The organism is Nocardia cyriacigeorgica (assembly GCF_029868385.1).
GTDB classification, from domain to species: domain Bacteria; phylum Actinomycetota; class Actinomycetes; order Mycobacteriales; family Mycobacteriaceae; genus Nocardia; species Nocardia cyriacigeorgica_F.
Map to the genome: position 1 here is coordinate 188,116 of NZ_JARWNX010000056.1, position 16,003 is coordinate 204,118.

Consider the following 16,003-nt stretch of genomic DNA (forward strand, 5'->3'; position numbering starts at 1 on the left):
CCGGTCCGCCGACCCGACGGACCATCCATCAGGGAATGCGGACGACCGTTCGTCGCGGACGTCCGGCGCCGTGGCGCGTCCATCGACCCACGCGCGGCTCGCCCCACTTTACGCTCGTCACGGGCTCGCCGGACCCGCGAAACGGTCGCGCGCACGGGTCGGCGCGGCGGCCTCAGTAGCCGATGTCGCGGCGGCGGAATCCGATCAGCCCGGCCGCGAGCAGGGCTGCGGCGACGACCAGCAGGGTGAGGATGGGCGCGGCGGCGGCGTCTTCGAGCGGGACCTGCGGCGTGTGCCGGAACGGGGAGCCGGTGTCGAACCATTCGGGCAGGTCGAAAGCGTCGGCGAACAGGATCGCCACCACGCAGTAGGCGAACACGACCCAGGCCAGCGCCGCCGCGGCGCGCGGGATCCAGCCGAAACCGAGTACGGCGATCGCGAGGACCACCCAGACGGCGGGTACGTACACCAGTGCCGCCGCGGCGAGTCTCGTGGGCTGTGCGGTATCGCCGATCGTCACGCCGTAGGACACGCCCGCGCCCAGACCGCCGACGACCGCCACCAGCGCGCTGCCCGCCAGCACGACGGTGAGATGGCTGCCGAGCCAGGCGCCACGACCGACCGGGGCCGCCAACACCGCATCCGCCGTACCCGCGGACTCTTCGCCGCGAGCCCGCAGTGCGGCGGTGATGCCGTAGGCAGCCGCGAGCAACGAGGTGATCGAGAGGACCAGAGTGAGGTAGGAGTTCACCGCGTCCGCCACCCCGCCCGGCAGATAGGCGGCGATGGCGGGATTGTCGGCCAGATACTGTTCGATGCTGTCGGCGAACGATCCGTAGGCCACACCGAGGGCGAAGACCCCGACACACCAGGCGGTCAGCACACCGCGCTGCAACCGCCACGCCAAACCCAGTGGCGAGCCGAGCACCGCCGAAGCCGAGGCCCGGCCGGTGCCGTACCGGAACAGGCCCGCACCGAAATCACGGCGTTCGAGCACGAAGAACGCCGCTGCGATCAGTGCCGCCGACGCGATCGGGAACAGCAGGATCGGCCACCAGCGATCCACGACGTAGGGGTAGCTGCGCTGACCCCAGCCGATGGGTGAGGTCCAGGCGATGGCGTCGTTGCCGACATCCCCGACCGCGCGCAGCACGTAGGCGGCGGCGATGGCCAGGGTGATCGATCCGTAGACGCTGCGCGGGTTTTCGAAGATCTGCGCGGCCAGTGTGGTCGCCGCGGCGAAGGTGAACCCGATCCCCCCGATCGCCACCCCGGTGAGGATCGAGCCGCCCACCGGTAGGCCGGTGGCCGCCGCGGTACCGAAGACGACCAGCGCCGCACCGCAATCGGCGACAGCCGCGAGGGCGAGCGCCGCCACCGCAGGCGCCCGTCGCCCTACCCGCGTCGATCGGATCAGCTCCGCCCGGCCGGTCTCCTCATCCGAGCGGGTGTGCCGCCCGATCACGAACATATTCATCAAGGCGGCGACAATCGCCAGATAGGCGAAGACCTCGAACAGCACCTCACCACCGATGGAGTCGAGCAGCCGGACCGGGCCACCCGTGGCGAGCGCGGCGGCATTGGCGCCGATCGTGGACCGGAGCTGGGCGAGTTCCTCGGGAGTGCCGTAGAAACGTTGGCTGCCCAGCGACTGCATCGCCAACAGTGCGCCGATCCCGAGCAGCCACAGCGGCAGCGTGAACCGCTCCCGGCGCAGCGCGAAACGCAGCAGCGCGGCGGTGCCGGTCACGCTGCCGGGCGCAGCACCGACGGTGGTCATGAGGCCACCTCGCTGGGCGTGGCGATCTCACCGTAGTGGCGCAGGAAGATGTCTTCGAGGGTGGGCGCGGTGCTGGTGAGGCTCCGCACGCCGAGATCGGCCAGCACACGCAACACCGTGTCCAGATGGGCGAGGTCGACGTCGAATCGGGCGTGGCGGCCGTCGATCACGAGGTTGTGCACCCCGACGGTCGTCTCGAGCGCCCTGGCCGGATGGTCGGATCTGATCGTGACGGTGGTGCGAGTGAGATGGCGCAGTTCGTCGAGCGCACCACTTTCCACGGTGTGCCCGCCGCGGATGATGCTGACCCGGTCGCAGAGCGCCTCGACCTCGGCGAGGATATGGCTCGACAGCAGCACGGTCCGGCCGCGCGCGACGAGTTCGCGGACACAGTTCTGGAATTCCGCCTCCATCAGCGGATCGAGGCCGACCGTCGGCTCGTCCAACAGCAGCAGTTCGGCATCGGAGGCGAGCGCCGCGACCAGCGCCACCTTCTGCCGATTGCCCTTGGAGTAGGCGCGCGCCTTCTTCGTGGGGTCCAGATCGAATCGTTCCAGCAGCTCCGCCCGGCGGTGGCGGTCCAGGCCGCCGCGCAATCTGCCCATCAGATCGATGATCTCCCCGCCGGTGATCCCCGGCCACAACGTCACCTCACCGGGCACGTACGCGAGCCGCGCGTGCAGCGCCACCGCATCGGTCCACGGGTCGCCGCCGAGCACGCGGATGCGTCCGGCATCGGCGCGCAGCAGGCCGAGCAGGATGCGGATGGTGGTGGTCTTGCCCGCACCGTTCGGGCCGAGGAAACCGTGCACCTCACCCACCCGGACCGTCAGGTCCAGGTCGTCGAGGGCCTTGGTGCGGCCGAACGATTTGGTGAGCCCGGATACCGCGATCGCTGCATCGGTGAACATCGTTCCATCGTCGCTACCGACGCGGCCGACCGAGCAGAGCCGAAAGTCCCATCGGCACGGGCACCACGACTCTGAACAGGGGTTACCGCCTCGAGTCAGGCTGAAAACATCGACCTACGCGAGATCGACCTGATCGGAGCCGAGCCATGGGCGACTACACAGCCACTTTCGCCGAGCTACGCCTCACCGATACCGACCGCGCCGGAGGCAAGGGCGCCAACCTGGGGGAACTGGTGGCCGCGCAGCTGCCGGTGCCGCCGGGCTTCGTCATCCTGCGCAGCTGTTACGACCACATCGTGCTGGCCGGTGCCACCGGCACCGAACTGGAGCGGCTGCACACGCTGGCCCTCGACAGCTCCGATACGACGATGCGGCAGCTGTGCGCCAGAATGCGCGAGCTTGTGCGCAACGCCCCACTCGACGACACCGTCCGGCACGCCATCCGGTCCGCCTATCACGAACTCGGCGATGCGGTGGCCGTCGCGGTCCGGTCGTCGGCCATCGGTGAGGACAGCGCGAGGTCCTCGTTCGCCGGAATGAACCTCTCACGCACCAATATCCGCGGCGACGACGCCCTGCTCGCCGCCGTCACCGACTGCTGGGCGTCGTTGTTCACCCCGCGCGTGGTCACCTACCGCGCCCGTCGCGGGATGCGGCGGACCCCGGCGATGGCCGTGGTCGTGCAGCGGATGGTCGCGGCCAGGCGGGCCGGGGTGGCGTTCACCGCCGATCCGGCCACCGGACGCCGTGACCGCATCGTCGTCGACGCGGCACGCGGCCAGGGCGAGGTGGTGGTATCGGGCGCCGTCGAACCCGACACCTATGTGCTCGATGCCGCCGGGCCACGCCTGCTCGAAACCCGCACCGGCAACCAGCGTTACGCGATCGTCGCCGGACCCGACGGTGATCGCCGGGTCGCCGTCGACGACGAACAGGGCGCGGCACCGGTGCTCGACGAGGAGCAGGCGGTGGCAGTGGCCCGGTTGGCGGCCGCGGTCCAAGCCCACCACGGCGGAACACCGCAGGACGTCGAATGGGCCTTCGACGAGGACACGCTGTGGCTCGTGCAGGCGCGTCCGATCACGATGCTGCCCGACGAACCAGATCGTTCGACACCCACGCCGCCGAACGAGGCGCCGGTGCTGGTGCGCGGGCTCGCGGCCGCACCGGGTGTGGCCGAGGGCGCCGTACGCCTGCTCGACGCCCCCGACCAAGGCGGTGCGCTGCGAGCGGGCGAGGTCCTGGTGGCGCCGATGACCAGCCCGGATTGGCTGCCGACCATCGCCCGCAGTGCCGCGGTGGTCACCGACAGCGGCGGTATGACCTGCCATGCCGCGATCGTGGCCCGTGAACTCGGGGTGCCGTGTGTCGTCGGCACCCGCACCGCCACCACGGCCCTGGTCGACGGCGCGGTGGTCACCGTCGACGGGTCCGCGGGCGAGGTCCGCGCCGGACGGTCCACCCCGGCCACCGCGATCACCACAGCTGTCGCCGTACCGCGTGCGGAGGCCGGTGTCCCGACCGCCACCAGGATCTATGTCAACCTCGCGTTGCCCGAGGCGGCCGAACGGGTCGCCGCCACCGATGTCGACGGCGTCGGGCTGCTGCGCGCGGAAACCCTGCTGGCCCAGGCACTCGGCGGGAAACATCCGAAAGAACTGATCGCGCGCGGGCAGCAGCAGGCGTTCATCGAACAGCTGGCGCGATCGCTGCACCGGATCACCGCCGCGTTCCATCCGCGGCCGGTCGTCTACCGGGCCAGCGATCTGCGCAGCAACGAATTCCGCGCGCTGGAGGGCGGCTCCCTCTACGAGCCGGTCGAGCAGAATCCGATGATCGGATATCGCGGCTGCTACCGCTATCTCCGCGAACCCGAGGTGTTCTCGCTCGAACTGGCCGCGCTCGCCCGCGTCCGTGAAGCCACACCGAACCTGCATCTGATGATCCCGTTCGTCCGCACCCGGTGGGAGCTGGAGGCCTGTCTGACGTTGGTCGCCGACAGTCCGCTCGGCGCCCAGCGCGGCCTGCATCGCTGGGTGATGGCCGAAGTGCCGTCCGTGCTGTACTGGCTGCCCGAATACGTGGGGCTCGGTATCGACGGCGTATCGATCGGAAGCAATGACCTCACCCAGTTGGTCCTCGGCGTCGACCGCGATTCCGAGCAGTGCGCGGAACTGTTCGATGAATCCGATCCCGCTGTGCTGGACGCGATATCACGTATCGTCGAAACCGCGCGACGGCTCGGGATCACGTCATCGCTGTGCGGGCAGGCGCCGTCGAATCGTCCCGAGTTCGCCGAGCATCTGGTGCGCCTCGGCATCACCTCGATCTCGGTATCACCCGACGCCGCGCCCGCCGTGCGCCGCATCGTCGCCGCGGCCGAACAGCGACTGGTCCTCGACCACGCCCTCGGCCGGGAATCGGTCTGAACCATGGCGCACGACCAGATCGTGACCTTTTCGCACCGCCGCCGCTCCGCAGCGACGCCTGCGCCGGTGACAGGCCGCGACAGCTCCGTCGCCCCGGTGGCCGCCGTGAGTTCGCGACCGGGCAGCGCGGTTGTTCGTAAGCTGGAGGCATCAGTGAAAGGAGTCGGTCGATGGTGCGAGTGTTCCTGGTCGATGACCACGAGATCGTGCGACGCGGCGTCGGCGATCTGATCGGCGCGGAGCCCGATCTGGAAGTGGTCGGCGAGGCGGGCACGGTCGATCATGCGCTGGCCCGTATCCCCGCCACCCGGCCGGAGGTCGTGGTGCTCGATGTGCGACTGCCCGATGGCAATGGGATCGAGCTGTGTCGTGAGTTGCTCACCCGTCACGATGATCTGCGCTGTCTGATCCTCACCTCCTTCACCGATGAGCAGGCCATGCTCGACGCCATCCTCGCCGGAGCGAGCGGCTATGTCGTCAAGGACATCGGTACCACCGATCTGGTCGACGCCATCCGCGCCGTCGGGGCGGGCAAATCGTTGCTCGACAACCGCGCCGCCGCCGCGTTGATGGCCAAACTGCGGGCCGAGGCCGAAGAACAGAAGGGCCCCCTCGCCGCGCTGACCGAGCAGGAACGGAAACTGCTGGCCCTACTGGGTGAAGGGTTGACCAACCGGCAGATCGCCGCGCGAATGTTCCTGGCCGAGAAGACGGTGAAGAACTATGTGTCGCGGCTGCTCACCAAACTGGGTGTCGAACGCCGCACCCAGGCCGCGGTGCTGGCCTCCAAACTGGACCCCGCCCGCAAGGACACGCACTGAGCGGCGCCCATTCCTGGCATCACCCCGCTATCAGTGGGCGCCGGATGCCAGAATGCTGATATGCATGGCCCTTCCTCTGGCGCCAGCCGGAACGGCAGGCCACCGGTGATCGAGACACTGGCCCAGTCCCGGCTGCGCGAACTGCTCGTCCAAGTGCAGGATCGGATCGCGGAGATCATCGGTGTGCGCGACCAGATGGATCGGCTCATCGACGCCATGCTCGTGGTCACGGCCGGGCTGGATCTGGACAATACGTTGCGGTCGATCGTGCATACCGCGATCGAACTGGTCGACGCCGGGTATGGCGCGCTCGGTGTCCGCGAGGCGGACAAGACCTCCAAGAATCTGGCCGAGTTCGTCTACGAGGGCATCGACGACCGCACCAGGGTGCTGATCGGGGATCTGCCCCGCGGCCACGGTGTGCTCGGTCTGCTGTTCGAGCAACCCAAGCCGATCCGGTTGGCGAATATGGCCGAGCACCCCTCCTCGGTGGGTTTTCCGCCGAACCATCCGCCGATGCGCACCTTTCTCGGTGTCCCGGTGCAGGTACGCGATGAGATCTTCGGCAACCTCTATCTGACCGAGAAGGCCAACGGCCAGGAGTTCACCGCCGACGACGAGGTGGTCGTCCAGGCGTTGGCGGCCGCGGCGGGCATCGCGATCGCCAATGCCCGGCTCTACGAGGAGTCGCAGGTGCGCCAGCAGTGGTTGGAGGCCACGCAGGAGGTGGCCGCCGCGGTGCTGGCCGGTGGCGCACCGTCCGATGTCCGGCAATTGATCGCCGAACGCGCCCAGGAACTGGCAGGCGCGGCGACGGCCTATCTGGCGCTACCGGAAGATCCCGATACCCCCAGCGAGGAGATCACCGAACTGGTGATCGCTTCCGCGGCGGGCGCCCACGCCGACACCCTGGTGGGGCAGCCGATCCCCGTGCACTGGTCGACCGCGAGCCTGACCTTCCAGCGCACCCCCGGCTCCCCCGATGACCGGCTGTTCGGGCCCGCCAACGCCGATGTGTCGATCGAGATGTCACCCCTGCGGGCCGGGCATTCGGTCATCGGCGTGCTGACCACGGTGCGCCCGGCCGGGATGGCGAGCCACGATTCGACCGGGCGAAAGATGATGACCGCCTTCGCCGACCAGGCGGCGCTCGCATTGCAGCTGGCCGATACGCAGCGCCGGATGCGTGAACTCGATGTGGTCTCCGAACGCGACCGGATCGCCCGCGATCTGCACGACCACGTCATCCAGCGGCTGTTCGCGGTGGGCCTGTCCCTCCAGGGCACGGTGCAGCGCGCCCGCGCACCCGAGGTGAAGACGCGCCTCGCCGATACCGTCAACGACGTCCAGTCGATCGTGCAGGACATCCGGCATTCGATCTTCGACCTGCACGCCAGTTCCACCGCCGAGACACCGGTACTGCGCAAACGCCTGCACGCGGTGGTCGCCGAGATGACCGCGGAGACCGACCTGCGCACCACCGTCCGACTCTCGGGACCGGTCTCGGTATTGAGCCCCACCATGTTCGACCATGTGGAGGCCGTGCTCCGAGAAGCGCTCAGCAATGTGATCAGGCACGCGCACGCCAGTACCGTGTCGGTGAAACTGACCATCGGTGACGATGTCGTCCTCGAGGTCAGCGACGACGGCGTGGGTCTGCCGAAGAACATCGAGCGCCGCAGTGGACTGGCGAATATGGCCGCTCGCACCGAACAGGCCGGTGGCACCTTCAGTGTGGAAAGCCCTGCCAGGGGCACGGTCCTGCGCTGGTCGGTGCCGCTGCCTCGAGTGCCGGACACGCCCTAGAGCCGGGCTGCCCAGCGAACACGGACGGCAGTAGCCGACGTGCCGTGCCGCTGCCGGCGCGGCGATATTCGACGGTGTGAACGCCGCGGACGCGGACGCTACGCCGCACAATCGCGCCGAGCTACCCGACACCGACCTGCCCCGGCCGATCCGTAGTCGGAGGAGCCGTTTCGACGCCATCTGGTGGGTCTATCCGCTGGAGCTTGGACCAGCCGTTCCAGCCGCGCTTCTTCAGTAGTTCGGTCAGTCGTCGGGCCGGCGGCCAAGTATCGAACGCCAGTGTGTCCAGCAGTTCGACCAACGGTGGCTCGATCTCGGGATCATTGAGATAGTCTTCGCCCTGTTCGTCGGCTATCTGCGTGATATATGAGGTCATATTGTCGGCCAACTCGACGAGGTTTCGGTCGTCGGTCTGGTCCAGAGCCCGGCTCAGCGTGAGATAGAAGTCGATGAGCTGCGGGTCTGCGATCTGTTTCCGCTTGCGTGTGATCCAGTCCGGGATGCGTTCGGGCGAACGCGCGACCAGCGGGATCCAGCCGTCGCGTTCGACCTGGACCATCCGCTCGTCGACTCCGAGTGCCCGCAGTTGGTCGAGAAATTCGACCAACTCCGAAGGCAGCGCCAGGTTGTCCCCGGCAGCGAGCCGGGCGATTCGTTTACGTAGCCGCTGCCGCTGCCGGATTTCTGCACGCAGCTGCTCGTCGATGTCTGCGACCGCAGACGCGAACTTCTCTGTGTCGGCCTGTAGGAGTTCCCGGACGCGCGCCAGCGGAACTCCGGCCTCGGCGAGCGTCCGGATTCTGATCAGCTCGACCACGGTAGCTGCGTCGTACCTGCGATAACCGGAGTGGTCGCGGTCCGGCTCCGGCAGCAGTCCTTTGGCGTGGTAGTGCCGCACCGCTCGTACTGTCACTCCGGCGTAGGAGGCCACCTCGCTGATTGTCAGCACCGGACCAGTCTCCATGATCTGTGGGGACTGTTACGAAGTTGCCTGGCAGGCTGGGCCCTGTGTGTCCTGGATGATCCGGGCGATCTCCTGGGCGTGAGTGACGAGCAGCCCGTGCCCGGCGTCGAGCCATGTGGTGCAGATGTGCGGCTGGTCGCGGACCAACCGGTCGATACCGGCCTGCCAGTTTTGATTGAGCCACGGTGCACGGCCTTCGCCGCTGTCGCCGGCCATCGACGTCGACATGATCATCCTGATCGGACAGTTGATCTTCCGATACTGGTCGAGGATTGCCGACCGCACCATATCCACCTCGAGATTCACGTCGAGGATTTCCTGTGCCGTGAGCATCACCTGACGCGGGGTGCCTTTGGCACCCTCGGTCCATGTCGTGAGGCCGTCGAACATTACCCGGAACTCCGGTAGGTCGGCCTCGGTGATGAATGGTTCGGGCACCGGGTTCGCCCCGTCGATGAGAACCATCTCAGCGGCGCTGCCGGGATACTCACGGGCATAGTGCACGACGAGGTCCGCACCCAGTGAGTGGCCGACGAGTACGGGCGGCGAGGGCAGATCGAGGTGTCTCACCTCCGCCATCACAGCGGCGAAATCGCCCAGGAATACCGCGAAGGAGTACCGGTCGGCGGCCGAAGAGAGACCATGACCTCGCAGGTCGAAGGTCACCACGTCATGATCGCGCCGCAACAGATCGGTCAGCTCGTGCAGATCAGCTTGTGTCGTGAGGAGCCCGGGGCACAGGACCAGCGGTCGTCCCCGACCGCCGCGGGACACCGCAATCGTGACACCGTCGTGTCGGACCATGAAGTGAGTGGTTTTCGCAGTCATGCCGATCATGCTGAGGGGTTGCCCCTGCGTCAGGGTCAACTGCCGAAGCGCTGTGCCGTCCGTTGCATCCCTGACCAGGGCTCCGAGCAACCGACAGCACGTCCCGATCTGCCTCAGGTCTATGGCAGAACATCCCAGCCACTCATCGATGATCGACTCGTACTCATCGAGCGTGGATGCCCGGCGTCAGCCCGACGCGGCCCCCTCGTCGAGGGAGTCGAGCGCGGCCCTGAGCTTGGCCTCCGCGCTCGCGGCGATGGGTCGCAGGGCGGCGGGGTTGTCGGTGACCTGCACCATGACATCGGGGTCCATCGCTTCGACGATGACGGTGGAGTCGGCGCCGGGATCGCGGCGCACGACGACGTTGCAGGGCAGCAGCAACCCGATCCGACGATCCGCTGTCACCGCTCGGTGGGCGAGCGGCGGGTTGCAGGCGCCGAGAATCCGGTAGTCCTCGATCTCGGCGCCGAGTTTGTCCTTCAGGGTCGCCCGCATATCGATCTCGGTGAGGACACCGAATCCCTGCTGTGCCAGGGCGTCTCGAGTGCGGGTGACGGCCTCGTCGAAGCCGGTGTGCAGTGTGGCGGTCAGTGCCGGTCGCATCGGTTCACTCCTTCCGGGTGCAGGCCGGTGCCGTCGCCGACCCTGCGAGTCTGCTCGCACCCATTCTCCCTGCGCCCCGACCGTGCGGGAACCGACGAAGGTCCTCTTCCACGGGTCGTTCGGCACTGTCGATGCCACCGCCTCCGGCAATACCGTCGGCGATGAACGCACATTCCAGCAGTGGAGGAGGCCGTTATGCGTGCCCGCGTCGTCTACGAATCCATGTATGGCAATACCGAGGCGGTCGCTCGGGCGATCGCCGACGGACTTGCCGAACATGCCTCGGTGGAAGTGCTCGATATCGCCGCCGCCGACGCGGCGCCGCTGCCTCCGGTCGATCTGGTGGTGGTCGGCGGTCCGACGCACGCGTTCGGATTGAGCCGACCCAATACCCGCGCCGATGCCGCCAGCCGCACGGACGCGCCGATCACGGTGGACGTCGGGATCCGCGAATGGCTCGACAACCTAGATCCGGCCCCGGCGGGTAGCCGTGCGGCGGCGTTCGGCACGAAGGTGGCGAAACCGCCCTGGCTGCCGGGTTCGTCCGCGCGCGGCGCCGCGAAACGGCTCCGCAAACTCGGCTATCAGCTGGCCGGCGACCCGATGGACTTTCTGGTCGACGGTATGACGGGCCCACTGCGCGACGGCGAACTCGAGCGGGCGCGCTCATGGGCGGCGGCGCTCGCCGACACCGAAATCCGGCGGACAGCACAGCACTCCTGATCCGGCCGGGGACGTAAGACCCTGCCGATCAACGACATTCGACCATCGCGCACGCCCCGGCATCGCGCGAGGCTGACAGCACGCAGCTCATCACCGTGCGAAGGAGTCGATCACCATGCCCGATACTTCTGGACCCGATCTGTCCGGCCGCAGCGTCGTCATCACGGGCGCGGCCCGCGGCATCGGCGCCGCCACAGCGCATGCGCTCGCCAAGACCGGAGCGGGAATCGTGCTCGCGGACATCCTCGATCGGGAAGGCGAGGCCACCGCCGCCGCGCTGGGACCATCCGCCATGTACCGGCGCCTCGATGTCACCGACGAGAATAGGTGGCGCCGCGTCCTCGACGATGCCGAAGCCGCCTTCGGGCCGCTCGCCGTGCTGGTCAACAATGCGGGCATCGTCGATTTCGGCGGTGTCGAAACCGAATCCCCCGCCATGTTCCGGCATGTGATCGAGGTGAATCTCACCGGCGCCTGGCTCGGTATGCATCTGGCCGCACCACGGTTGCGTGCCGCCGGGAACGGCGTGATCGTCAATGTCTCCTCCACGGCAGGGCTGATCGGGTATTCGGGTGTCGCCGGATACGTCGCCAGCAAATGGGGTCTGCGTGGCCTGACGAAAGCCGCCGCCATCGAACTCGGCAGCGCCGGCGTGCGGGTCTGCTCGGTGCATCCCGGTCCGATCCATACTCCGATGACCGCCGGGATGGATGAGCGGATCGCCGCCGGTCAGCCGCTGCCCCGCTTCGGTGAACCGGACGAGGTGGCCGCCATGATCGCTTTCGTCGTGACCGAGGCGACGTTCTCCACCGGATCGGAATTCGTCATCGACGGTGGTGCGACCGCGGGCATGGCGTTGATCGATCAGTCCTGAACCGCTCGACAACGGCCCGAATGTCGGGCCGAGTGAGGGCTTTTGGTTCTGTTGGCACCGCGATCGGCGAGGAAGCATCGCAGACATGGCAGATATCGGCAGCGGGCGAATGTGGCGGCGCTGGTTGGTCACCGTCACCGCGGGCGAAGTGGTGGGTTTCGCCGCTCCCGCGCTGACCGCTGTCACCGCGGGTCCGATCGATGACCCGGTCGCCGCGGCGGCACTCGCGCTGGCGGGCATGGTGGAAGGTGCGGTGCTCGGCTGGTTCCAGAGCAGTGTCCTGTGCACGGCGGTGCCGCGACTCGACCGGGGCCGATGGGTTCTCGCGACGGCCATCGGAGCAACCGTCGCGTGGACGGTCGCCGTCACCATGATCCTGGCGGAGGGGTTCCAGCGGTGGCCGACCGCGGCGGCGGTGCCGATGCTCACCGCCGGAGCGCTGGTGATCGTGTTCTCGCTCGGCGTATCGCAATGGTTCGTGCTTCGAGACCATGTCGTGGATGCGGGCGGCTGGATCGGCGCCACGGCGGCGGGTTGGGCCGTCGGGCTCCTGGTCTTCACCGCCATCACTTCGCCGCTGTGGCAGCCCGGACAATCCGGTTGGGTGGTCCTCGCGATCGCCTGTGCCGGGGCCTTGTTCATGGCCGTCGCGATGGCGGCGGTCACCGGCTCATTCCTGGTGTGGTTGCTTCGGGCGCAGCCGCACCGCATCGGTAACGAATATTCCTTATGACCGGATATCATTTTCGACCACGCATTGCTGGTCGCCGAAGGGAGCGGCATGCCCACCGATAAGGTGTCGATTCATCGATTCATCATCGGCGAACTCAGTGCTGCGGGGATCGACAGCAACCAATTGATCCGCGATATCGGACTCCCCTCGTGGGCGCTGACGAACGACGACGGGCACGTTCCGAGCAAGATCCTCGGCCGACTGTGGGAAATCGCCGAATACGAACTCGGCGAACCGGATATCGCGATCACCTTGGCGCAGCGTTTCCGCCTCACCACCCTCGGCCTCTACGACTATTTGTTCTCCAGCTCCCCCACCCTCGGTGCGGCGTTGGCGACCTCCGAGCGCTATATCACCGCCGCAACGACCAATTTGCATTGCGAGGTCGTCACCGGCGAAAACGGCGATGTCACCTTGTGCCTCGATTTGATCGAAGGCGATGGGCGCGGCCGCGACCACAATCAGTTGTGGGCACTGACCGGCGCTCTCACCAGAGGCCGCCAAGTATTGGATATTCCGCTGGACCCGACGCTGGTCACCTTCCGACAGGCCGCCCCGCGACGCATCGACGCCTACACCGATGTCTTCGGCGGCGCGGCAATAGAATTCGATGCGCCCATGGATTCGATCACGTTCCGCGCGGCGGACGCCCACCACCCGTTGACGACGAGCGATCCGGCCCTCGCCACCGTGCTTCGTCCCCTGGCCGAATCGCTGCCACCACCGCCGCAACCGGCGACCACCTGGATCGATCAGGTCGCCTCGGCCCTGGCGGACGCGCTCGACACCGGCGAGTTGTCGCTGGAACTGGTCGCCCGGCGTTTGATGACGAGTCCGCGCACCCTGCAACGACGACTCCGCGACGCGGGCACCACCTGGCGGATCGAACTCGACCGCGCCCGAGCCACCCGCCTGGCCGAACACGCCACGCACCGGCTGACCCGCGACCGCCAAGCCCAGCTGCTCGGCTACGCCGACCCGACCTCGATCCGCCGCGCCGCCCGCCGCTGGTCCAACACCGACGCCGACCGGCCACCCGACCTTCGCGCGCCGACATCTCCGAGCGGCCGATACAGCAAGACCGACACATTGCATGCCGCGCAAGCCACCTCGGGCACCGAAGGCTCATGGCCCGCCATGCGGAGATCTCCGGCGCAGGAACCGCCGGGCAGCGACGACGCCGAGGTCGAACAGACGGCTCGGCAGTGAGGTGTCGTTACCAGCCGAACAGCCCTTCGCCCGGCACCCACAGCGTCGCCCGAGTGACCGATGCCGCAACCTGACTACAGTGTTGCCGCCGAAGTGACCTCTACGCGCCGAACCTAGGTCGACGGCGCGTCCACGACCGTCAGGAACTCCTCCACTTCGCGTCGCGGCGTAGCAGGTGCGGGCGCGGGATCGGATGGGGCGGCACCAACCCTGATCAGGACCTGCGGCACCCCACCACCGGTGATGCGCCCCTCGAGCGCTTTCCTGGCGTTCACCAGTTCGGTGATATGGGTCAGGGCGCAGGTCGCGAGACCGGCCCGCGTGCATTCCAGCAGTACCGCCGACAGCGCCTCACCGGTGCGCAACCAGTCCACCAGGCCGTTGCCCGATGAGCTGAGCACCAGTAGCCCAGCGCGATCCTCGACGTCGGCGCGCCGCTCGGCGTGCCGGGCCGAGGGAAAGGTGCGCGCGATCGGCACCTGCGCCGCCTCCGCACCGGACGGCAGCGCCGTGCTCGGAATCCCCTCCCGCGTCGGCGAATGCCCTGTCCACCAGTGCAATTCCGCCTGATAGTCCATATCGTATCGACGCTTGGCGGTCGCCTCCTTCGAGGCGTCGGCGAGCATGGCCCGCGCGCTGTCGTCGAGCACGTCCAGGTCGACATCGTGCGGGCTCGCCAGCATCCGCGCCGCCCGCACCACCTCGTCCCAGTCTGCGGGCGCCGCCAACGGCAGCCGATCCGTGCGGCGATGCTCGATCGCCGCAGCGCGCGCCACCACGCCGGGCGGCGGGTCGGGCCACCGGCGGAAGGTCAGCCGGGCCAGTAGATCGGGACGAGCGATATCCGGGACACGCTCGATATCGGTATGCCAGCCACCCGCCGCCAGGACGGTGCGCAGGTGGTGCAGCATGGTGCCGCAGCTGATCACCAGCTGACGGCCGCTCGGATCGGCAGATGCCAGGAGCCGGTCGTTATCGCGGTAGAGCCGCAATCGGGTGCCGTCGAACTCCCAGCGCCACGGCTGGGTGTTGTGGATCGACGGTGCGCGCCCGGCCTGTTCCAGCGCGTGCCGAACCGTCGCCAGATCGGGCGCTGTGGATGTCACATCGGCGTTGGTATCGGTCATGCACCCAGTGTTGCCCCCGCGCAACCCGCAGCGTATGGGCTTTGGGTTCCTCGATGAGGGCCGATGGTCACCCAAACGGCGCGGCTCCTCGCCCCGCGCGACGGGCGCCGGTCCCAGCGAAGTCCTGGTACGGGTGCGGCGAACGCGTCGAATATCGATCCGGACGAGACGACCCGGTTGTCGCGTGTCTTCGGTGGCACTCGGGCGCCCGGTGGTGCACCGTCGAATCATGACCGACACGGCGGCACGATCTGTTCGCCCACCAGGCATGGTGTGGATACCCGGTGGCAGGTTCGCGATGGGTTCGCAGGACTTCTATCCGGAGGAACGTCCGGTACGGCAGAAGCAGGTGGGTGGGTTCTGGATGGATGAGCATCCGGTCACGGTGGCCGAGTTCCGTCGTTTCGTGAAGGACACCGGTCACCTCACCACCGCCGAGCAGGTACCGGTCGCCGACGATTTCCCTGGCGCCGATCCGGCGACGCTCGTACCGGGCTCGCTGGTGTTCACGATGACGTCCTGGCCGGTGGATCTCGACGACTGGCGTCGGTGGTGGGCCTATGTTCCCGACGCGCAGTGGCGCAGACCCACCGGGCCGGCGAGCACGCTCGACGGCAGGCAGCATCATCCGGTCACCCATGTCTCCTACGCCGATGCCCTCTCCTACGCCGACTGGTCGGGCAAATCGCTGCCGACCGAAGCGGAGTGGGAATTCGCCGCACGCGGCGGCCTCGAGGGTGCGGTGTTCCCCTGGGGTGACGAGTTCATGCCGAACCATCGCAGGATGGCCAATACCTGGCACGGCCGATTCCCGTGGGAATACGAGGCGGGCCGCAAGCACGAGCAGTCGCCGGGAACGACTCCGGTGCGGTCCTATCCGCCCAACGGGTACGGCCTCTACGACATGGTCGGCAATGTCTGGGAGTGGACCGCCGACCACTACCGCGACAGCCACGACGCGCCCGTGCGGTCGTGCTGTGCGCCGCAGACGCCGCCGCACGATACCGCCGCGATGCGGTATCGGGTCACCAAGGGCGGATCGCATCTGTGCGCCCCGAACTACTGCTTCCGCTACCGCCCGGCAGCACGTCAGCGGCAGTCGGAGGACACCTCCACCTGCCACCTCGGGTTCCGCTGCGTGATCCGGTGATATCGGTTCGCCGCGCCGCCACGTCCTGCGGGAACCACGGGTCGG

General features: G+C 68.0%; 14 protein-coding genes. 8 read left to right on the plus strand and 6 right to left on the minus strand.

All coding sequences use genetic code 11. The features are described from left to right. Positions 1-172: 172 nt before the first annotated feature. Positions 173-1,780, minus strand: a complete 1,608-nt coding sequence (locus tag QH168_RS18785; RefSeq protein ID WP_280236005.1) for an ABC transporter permease — start codon at positions 1,778-1,780, stop codon at positions 173-175. After that, a complete protein-coding gene (locus QH168_RS18790) occupies positions 1,777-2,691 on the minus strand; it encodes an ABC transporter ATP-binding protein (RefSeq protein ID WP_280236006.1) in 915 nt (304 codons plus the stop codon). Before QH168_RS18790 ends, QH168_RS18785 begins: the two co-directional genes overlap by 4 nt. 146 nt (positions 2,692-2,837) lie before the next feature. Between QH168_RS18790 and ppsA the strand changes: the two genes are divergently transcribed. The 3 genes from ppsA (at position 2,838) to QH168_RS18805 (ending at position 7,747) form a co-directional block, all read left to right on the plus strand. Beyond that, positions 2,838-5,120 carry a phosphoenolpyruvate synthase gene (gene ppsA / locus QH168_RS18795; protein ID WP_280236007.1) on the plus strand — a complete coding sequence of 761 codons (2,283 nt, stop codon included), beginning with the start codon at positions 2,838-2,840 and terminating at the stop codon, positions 5,118-5,120. 170 nt (positions 5,121-5,290) lie between these two features. Beyond that, on the plus strand, positions 5,291-5,941 hold the full coding sequence (locus tag QH168_RS18800; protein ID WP_280236008.1) for a response regulator transcription factor: 651 nt from the start codon (positions 5,291-5,293) through the stop codon (positions 5,939-5,941). Positions 5,942-6,001: 60 nt separating this feature from the next. Next, on the plus strand, positions 6,002-7,747 hold the full coding sequence (locus QH168_RS18805) for a GAF domain-containing sensor histidine kinase (protein WP_280236009.1): 1,746 nt from the start codon (positions 6,002-6,004) through the stop codon (positions 7,745-7,747). A gap of 121 nt (positions 7,748-7,868) precedes the next feature. Here the strand turns inward: QH168_RS18805 and QH168_RS18810 are convergent, their stop codons facing one another. The 3 genes from QH168_RS18810 to QH168_RS18820 form a co-directional block, all read right to left on the minus strand. Continuing rightward, on the minus strand, positions 7,869-8,696 hold the full coding sequence (locus QH168_RS18810; protein WP_280236011.1) for a MerR family transcriptional regulator: 828 nt from the start codon (positions 8,694-8,696) through the stop codon (positions 7,869-7,871). Positions 8,697-8,726: 30 nt separating this feature from the next. Next, on the minus strand, positions 8,727-9,548 hold the full coding sequence (locus QH168_RS18815; protein WP_280236013.1) for an alpha/beta fold hydrolase: 822 nt from the start codon (positions 9,546-9,548) through the stop codon (positions 8,727-8,729). 177 nt (positions 9,549-9,725) lie between these two features. Continuing rightward, positions 9,726-10,142 carry a DUF302 domain-containing protein gene (locus tag QH168_RS18820; protein WP_280236014.1) on the minus strand — a complete coding sequence of 139 codons (417 nt, stop codon included), beginning with the start codon at positions 10,140-10,142 and terminating at the stop codon, positions 9,726-9,728. A 195-nt stretch (positions 10,143-10,337) separates the two neighbouring features. Here QH168_RS18820 and QH168_RS18825 point away from each other — a divergent pair, with 195 nt between their 5' ends. The 4 genes from QH168_RS18825 (at position 10,338) to QH168_RS18840 (ending at position 13,681) form a co-directional block, all read left to right on the plus strand. Beyond that, entirely contained in the window at positions 10,338-10,865 is a 528-nt protein-coding gene (locus QH168_RS18825; protein ID WP_280236016.1) for a flavodoxin family protein, read from the plus strand. Positions 10,866-10,980: 115 nt separating this feature from the next. Beyond that, positions 10,981-11,739: an SDR family NAD(P)-dependent oxidoreductase gene (locus QH168_RS18830; protein ID WP_280236017.1), complete on the plus strand. Its 759-nt coding sequence runs from the start codon at positions 10,981-10,983 to the stop codon at positions 11,737-11,739. Between the two features lie 85 nt (positions 11,740-11,824). Next, positions 11,825-12,472 carry a hypothetical protein gene (locus tag QH168_RS18835; protein ID WP_280236018.1) on the plus strand — a complete coding sequence of 216 codons (648 nt, stop codon included), beginning with the start codon at positions 11,825-11,827 and terminating at the stop codon, positions 12,470-12,472. Between the two features lie 48 nt (positions 12,473-12,520). After that, a complete protein-coding gene (locus QH168_RS18840; RefSeq protein WP_280236019.1) occupies positions 12,521-13,681 on the plus strand; it encodes an AraC family transcriptional regulator in 1,161 nt (386 codons plus the stop codon). Positions 13,682-13,794: 113 nt separating this feature from the next. Here the strand turns inward: QH168_RS18840 and QH168_RS18845 are convergent, their stop codons facing one another. Next, positions 13,795-14,808: an Acg family FMN-binding oxidoreductase gene (locus QH168_RS18845; protein ID WP_280236021.1), complete on the minus strand. Its 1,014-nt coding sequence runs from the start codon at positions 14,806-14,808 to the stop codon at positions 13,795-13,797. Positions 14,809-15,037: 229 nt separating this feature from the next. Between QH168_RS18845 and QH168_RS18850 the strand changes: the two genes are divergently transcribed. Beyond that, a complete protein-coding gene (locus QH168_RS18850) occupies positions 15,038-15,958 on the plus strand; it encodes a formylglycine-generating enzyme family protein (protein WP_280236022.1) in 921 nt (306 codons plus the stop codon). Positions 15,959-16,003 lie beyond the last annotated feature (45 nt).

What these genes read in the sequence shown, in the direction of transcription:
- QH168_RS18825 (WP_280236016.1), top strand. Translation starts at nt 10,338, where the DNA reads ATGCGTGCCCGCGTCGTCTACGAATCCATGTATGGCAATACCGAGGCG.
- QH168_RS18790 (WP_280236006.1), bottom strand. Translation starts at nt 2,691, where the DNA reads ATGTTCACCGATGCAGCGATCGCGGTATCCGGGCTCACCAAATCGTTC.
- QH168_RS18805 (WP_280236009.1), top strand. Translation starts at nt 6,002, where the DNA reads ATGCATGGCCCTTCCTCTGGCGCCAGCCGGAACGGCAGGCCACCGGTG.
- QH168_RS18850 (WP_280236022.1), top strand. Translation starts at nt 15,038, where the DNA reads ATGACCGACACGGCGGCACGATCTGTTCGCCCACCAGGCATGGTGTGG.
- QH168_RS18835 (WP_280236018.1), top strand. Translation starts at nt 11,825, where the DNA reads ATGGCAGATATCGGCAGCGGGCGAATGTGGCGGCGCTGGTTGGTCACC.
- QH168_RS18840 (WP_280236019.1), top strand. Translation starts at nt 12,521, where the DNA reads ATGCCCACCGATAAGGTGTCGATTCATCGATTCATCATCGGCGAACTC.
- ppsA (WP_280236007.1), top strand. Translation starts at nt 2,838, where the DNA reads ATGGGCGACTACACAGCCACTTTCGCCGAGCTACGCCTCACCGATACC.
- QH168_RS18820 (WP_280236014.1), bottom strand. Translation starts at nt 10,142, where the DNA reads ATGCGACCGGCACTGACCGCCACACTGCACACCGGCTTCGACGAGGCC.
- QH168_RS18845 (WP_280236021.1), bottom strand. Translation starts at nt 14,808, where the DNA reads ATGACCGATACCAACGCCGATGTGACATCCACAGCGCCCGATCTGGCG.
- QH168_RS18800 (WP_280236008.1), top strand. Translation starts at nt 5,291, where the DNA reads ATGGTGCGAGTGTTCCTGGTCGATGACCACGAGATCGTGCGACGCGGC.
- QH168_RS18785 (WP_280236005.1), bottom strand. Translation starts at nt 1,780, where the DNA reads ATGACCACCGTCGGTGCTGCGCCCGGCAGCGTGACCGGCACCGCCGCG.
- QH168_RS18815 (WP_280236013.1), bottom strand. Translation starts at nt 9,548, where the DNA reads ATGATCGGCATGACTGCGAAAACCACTCACTTCATGGTCCGACACGAC.
- QH168_RS18830 (WP_280236017.1), top strand. Translation starts at nt 10,981, where the DNA reads ATGCCCGATACTTCTGGACCCGATCTGTCCGGCCGCAGCGTCGTCATC.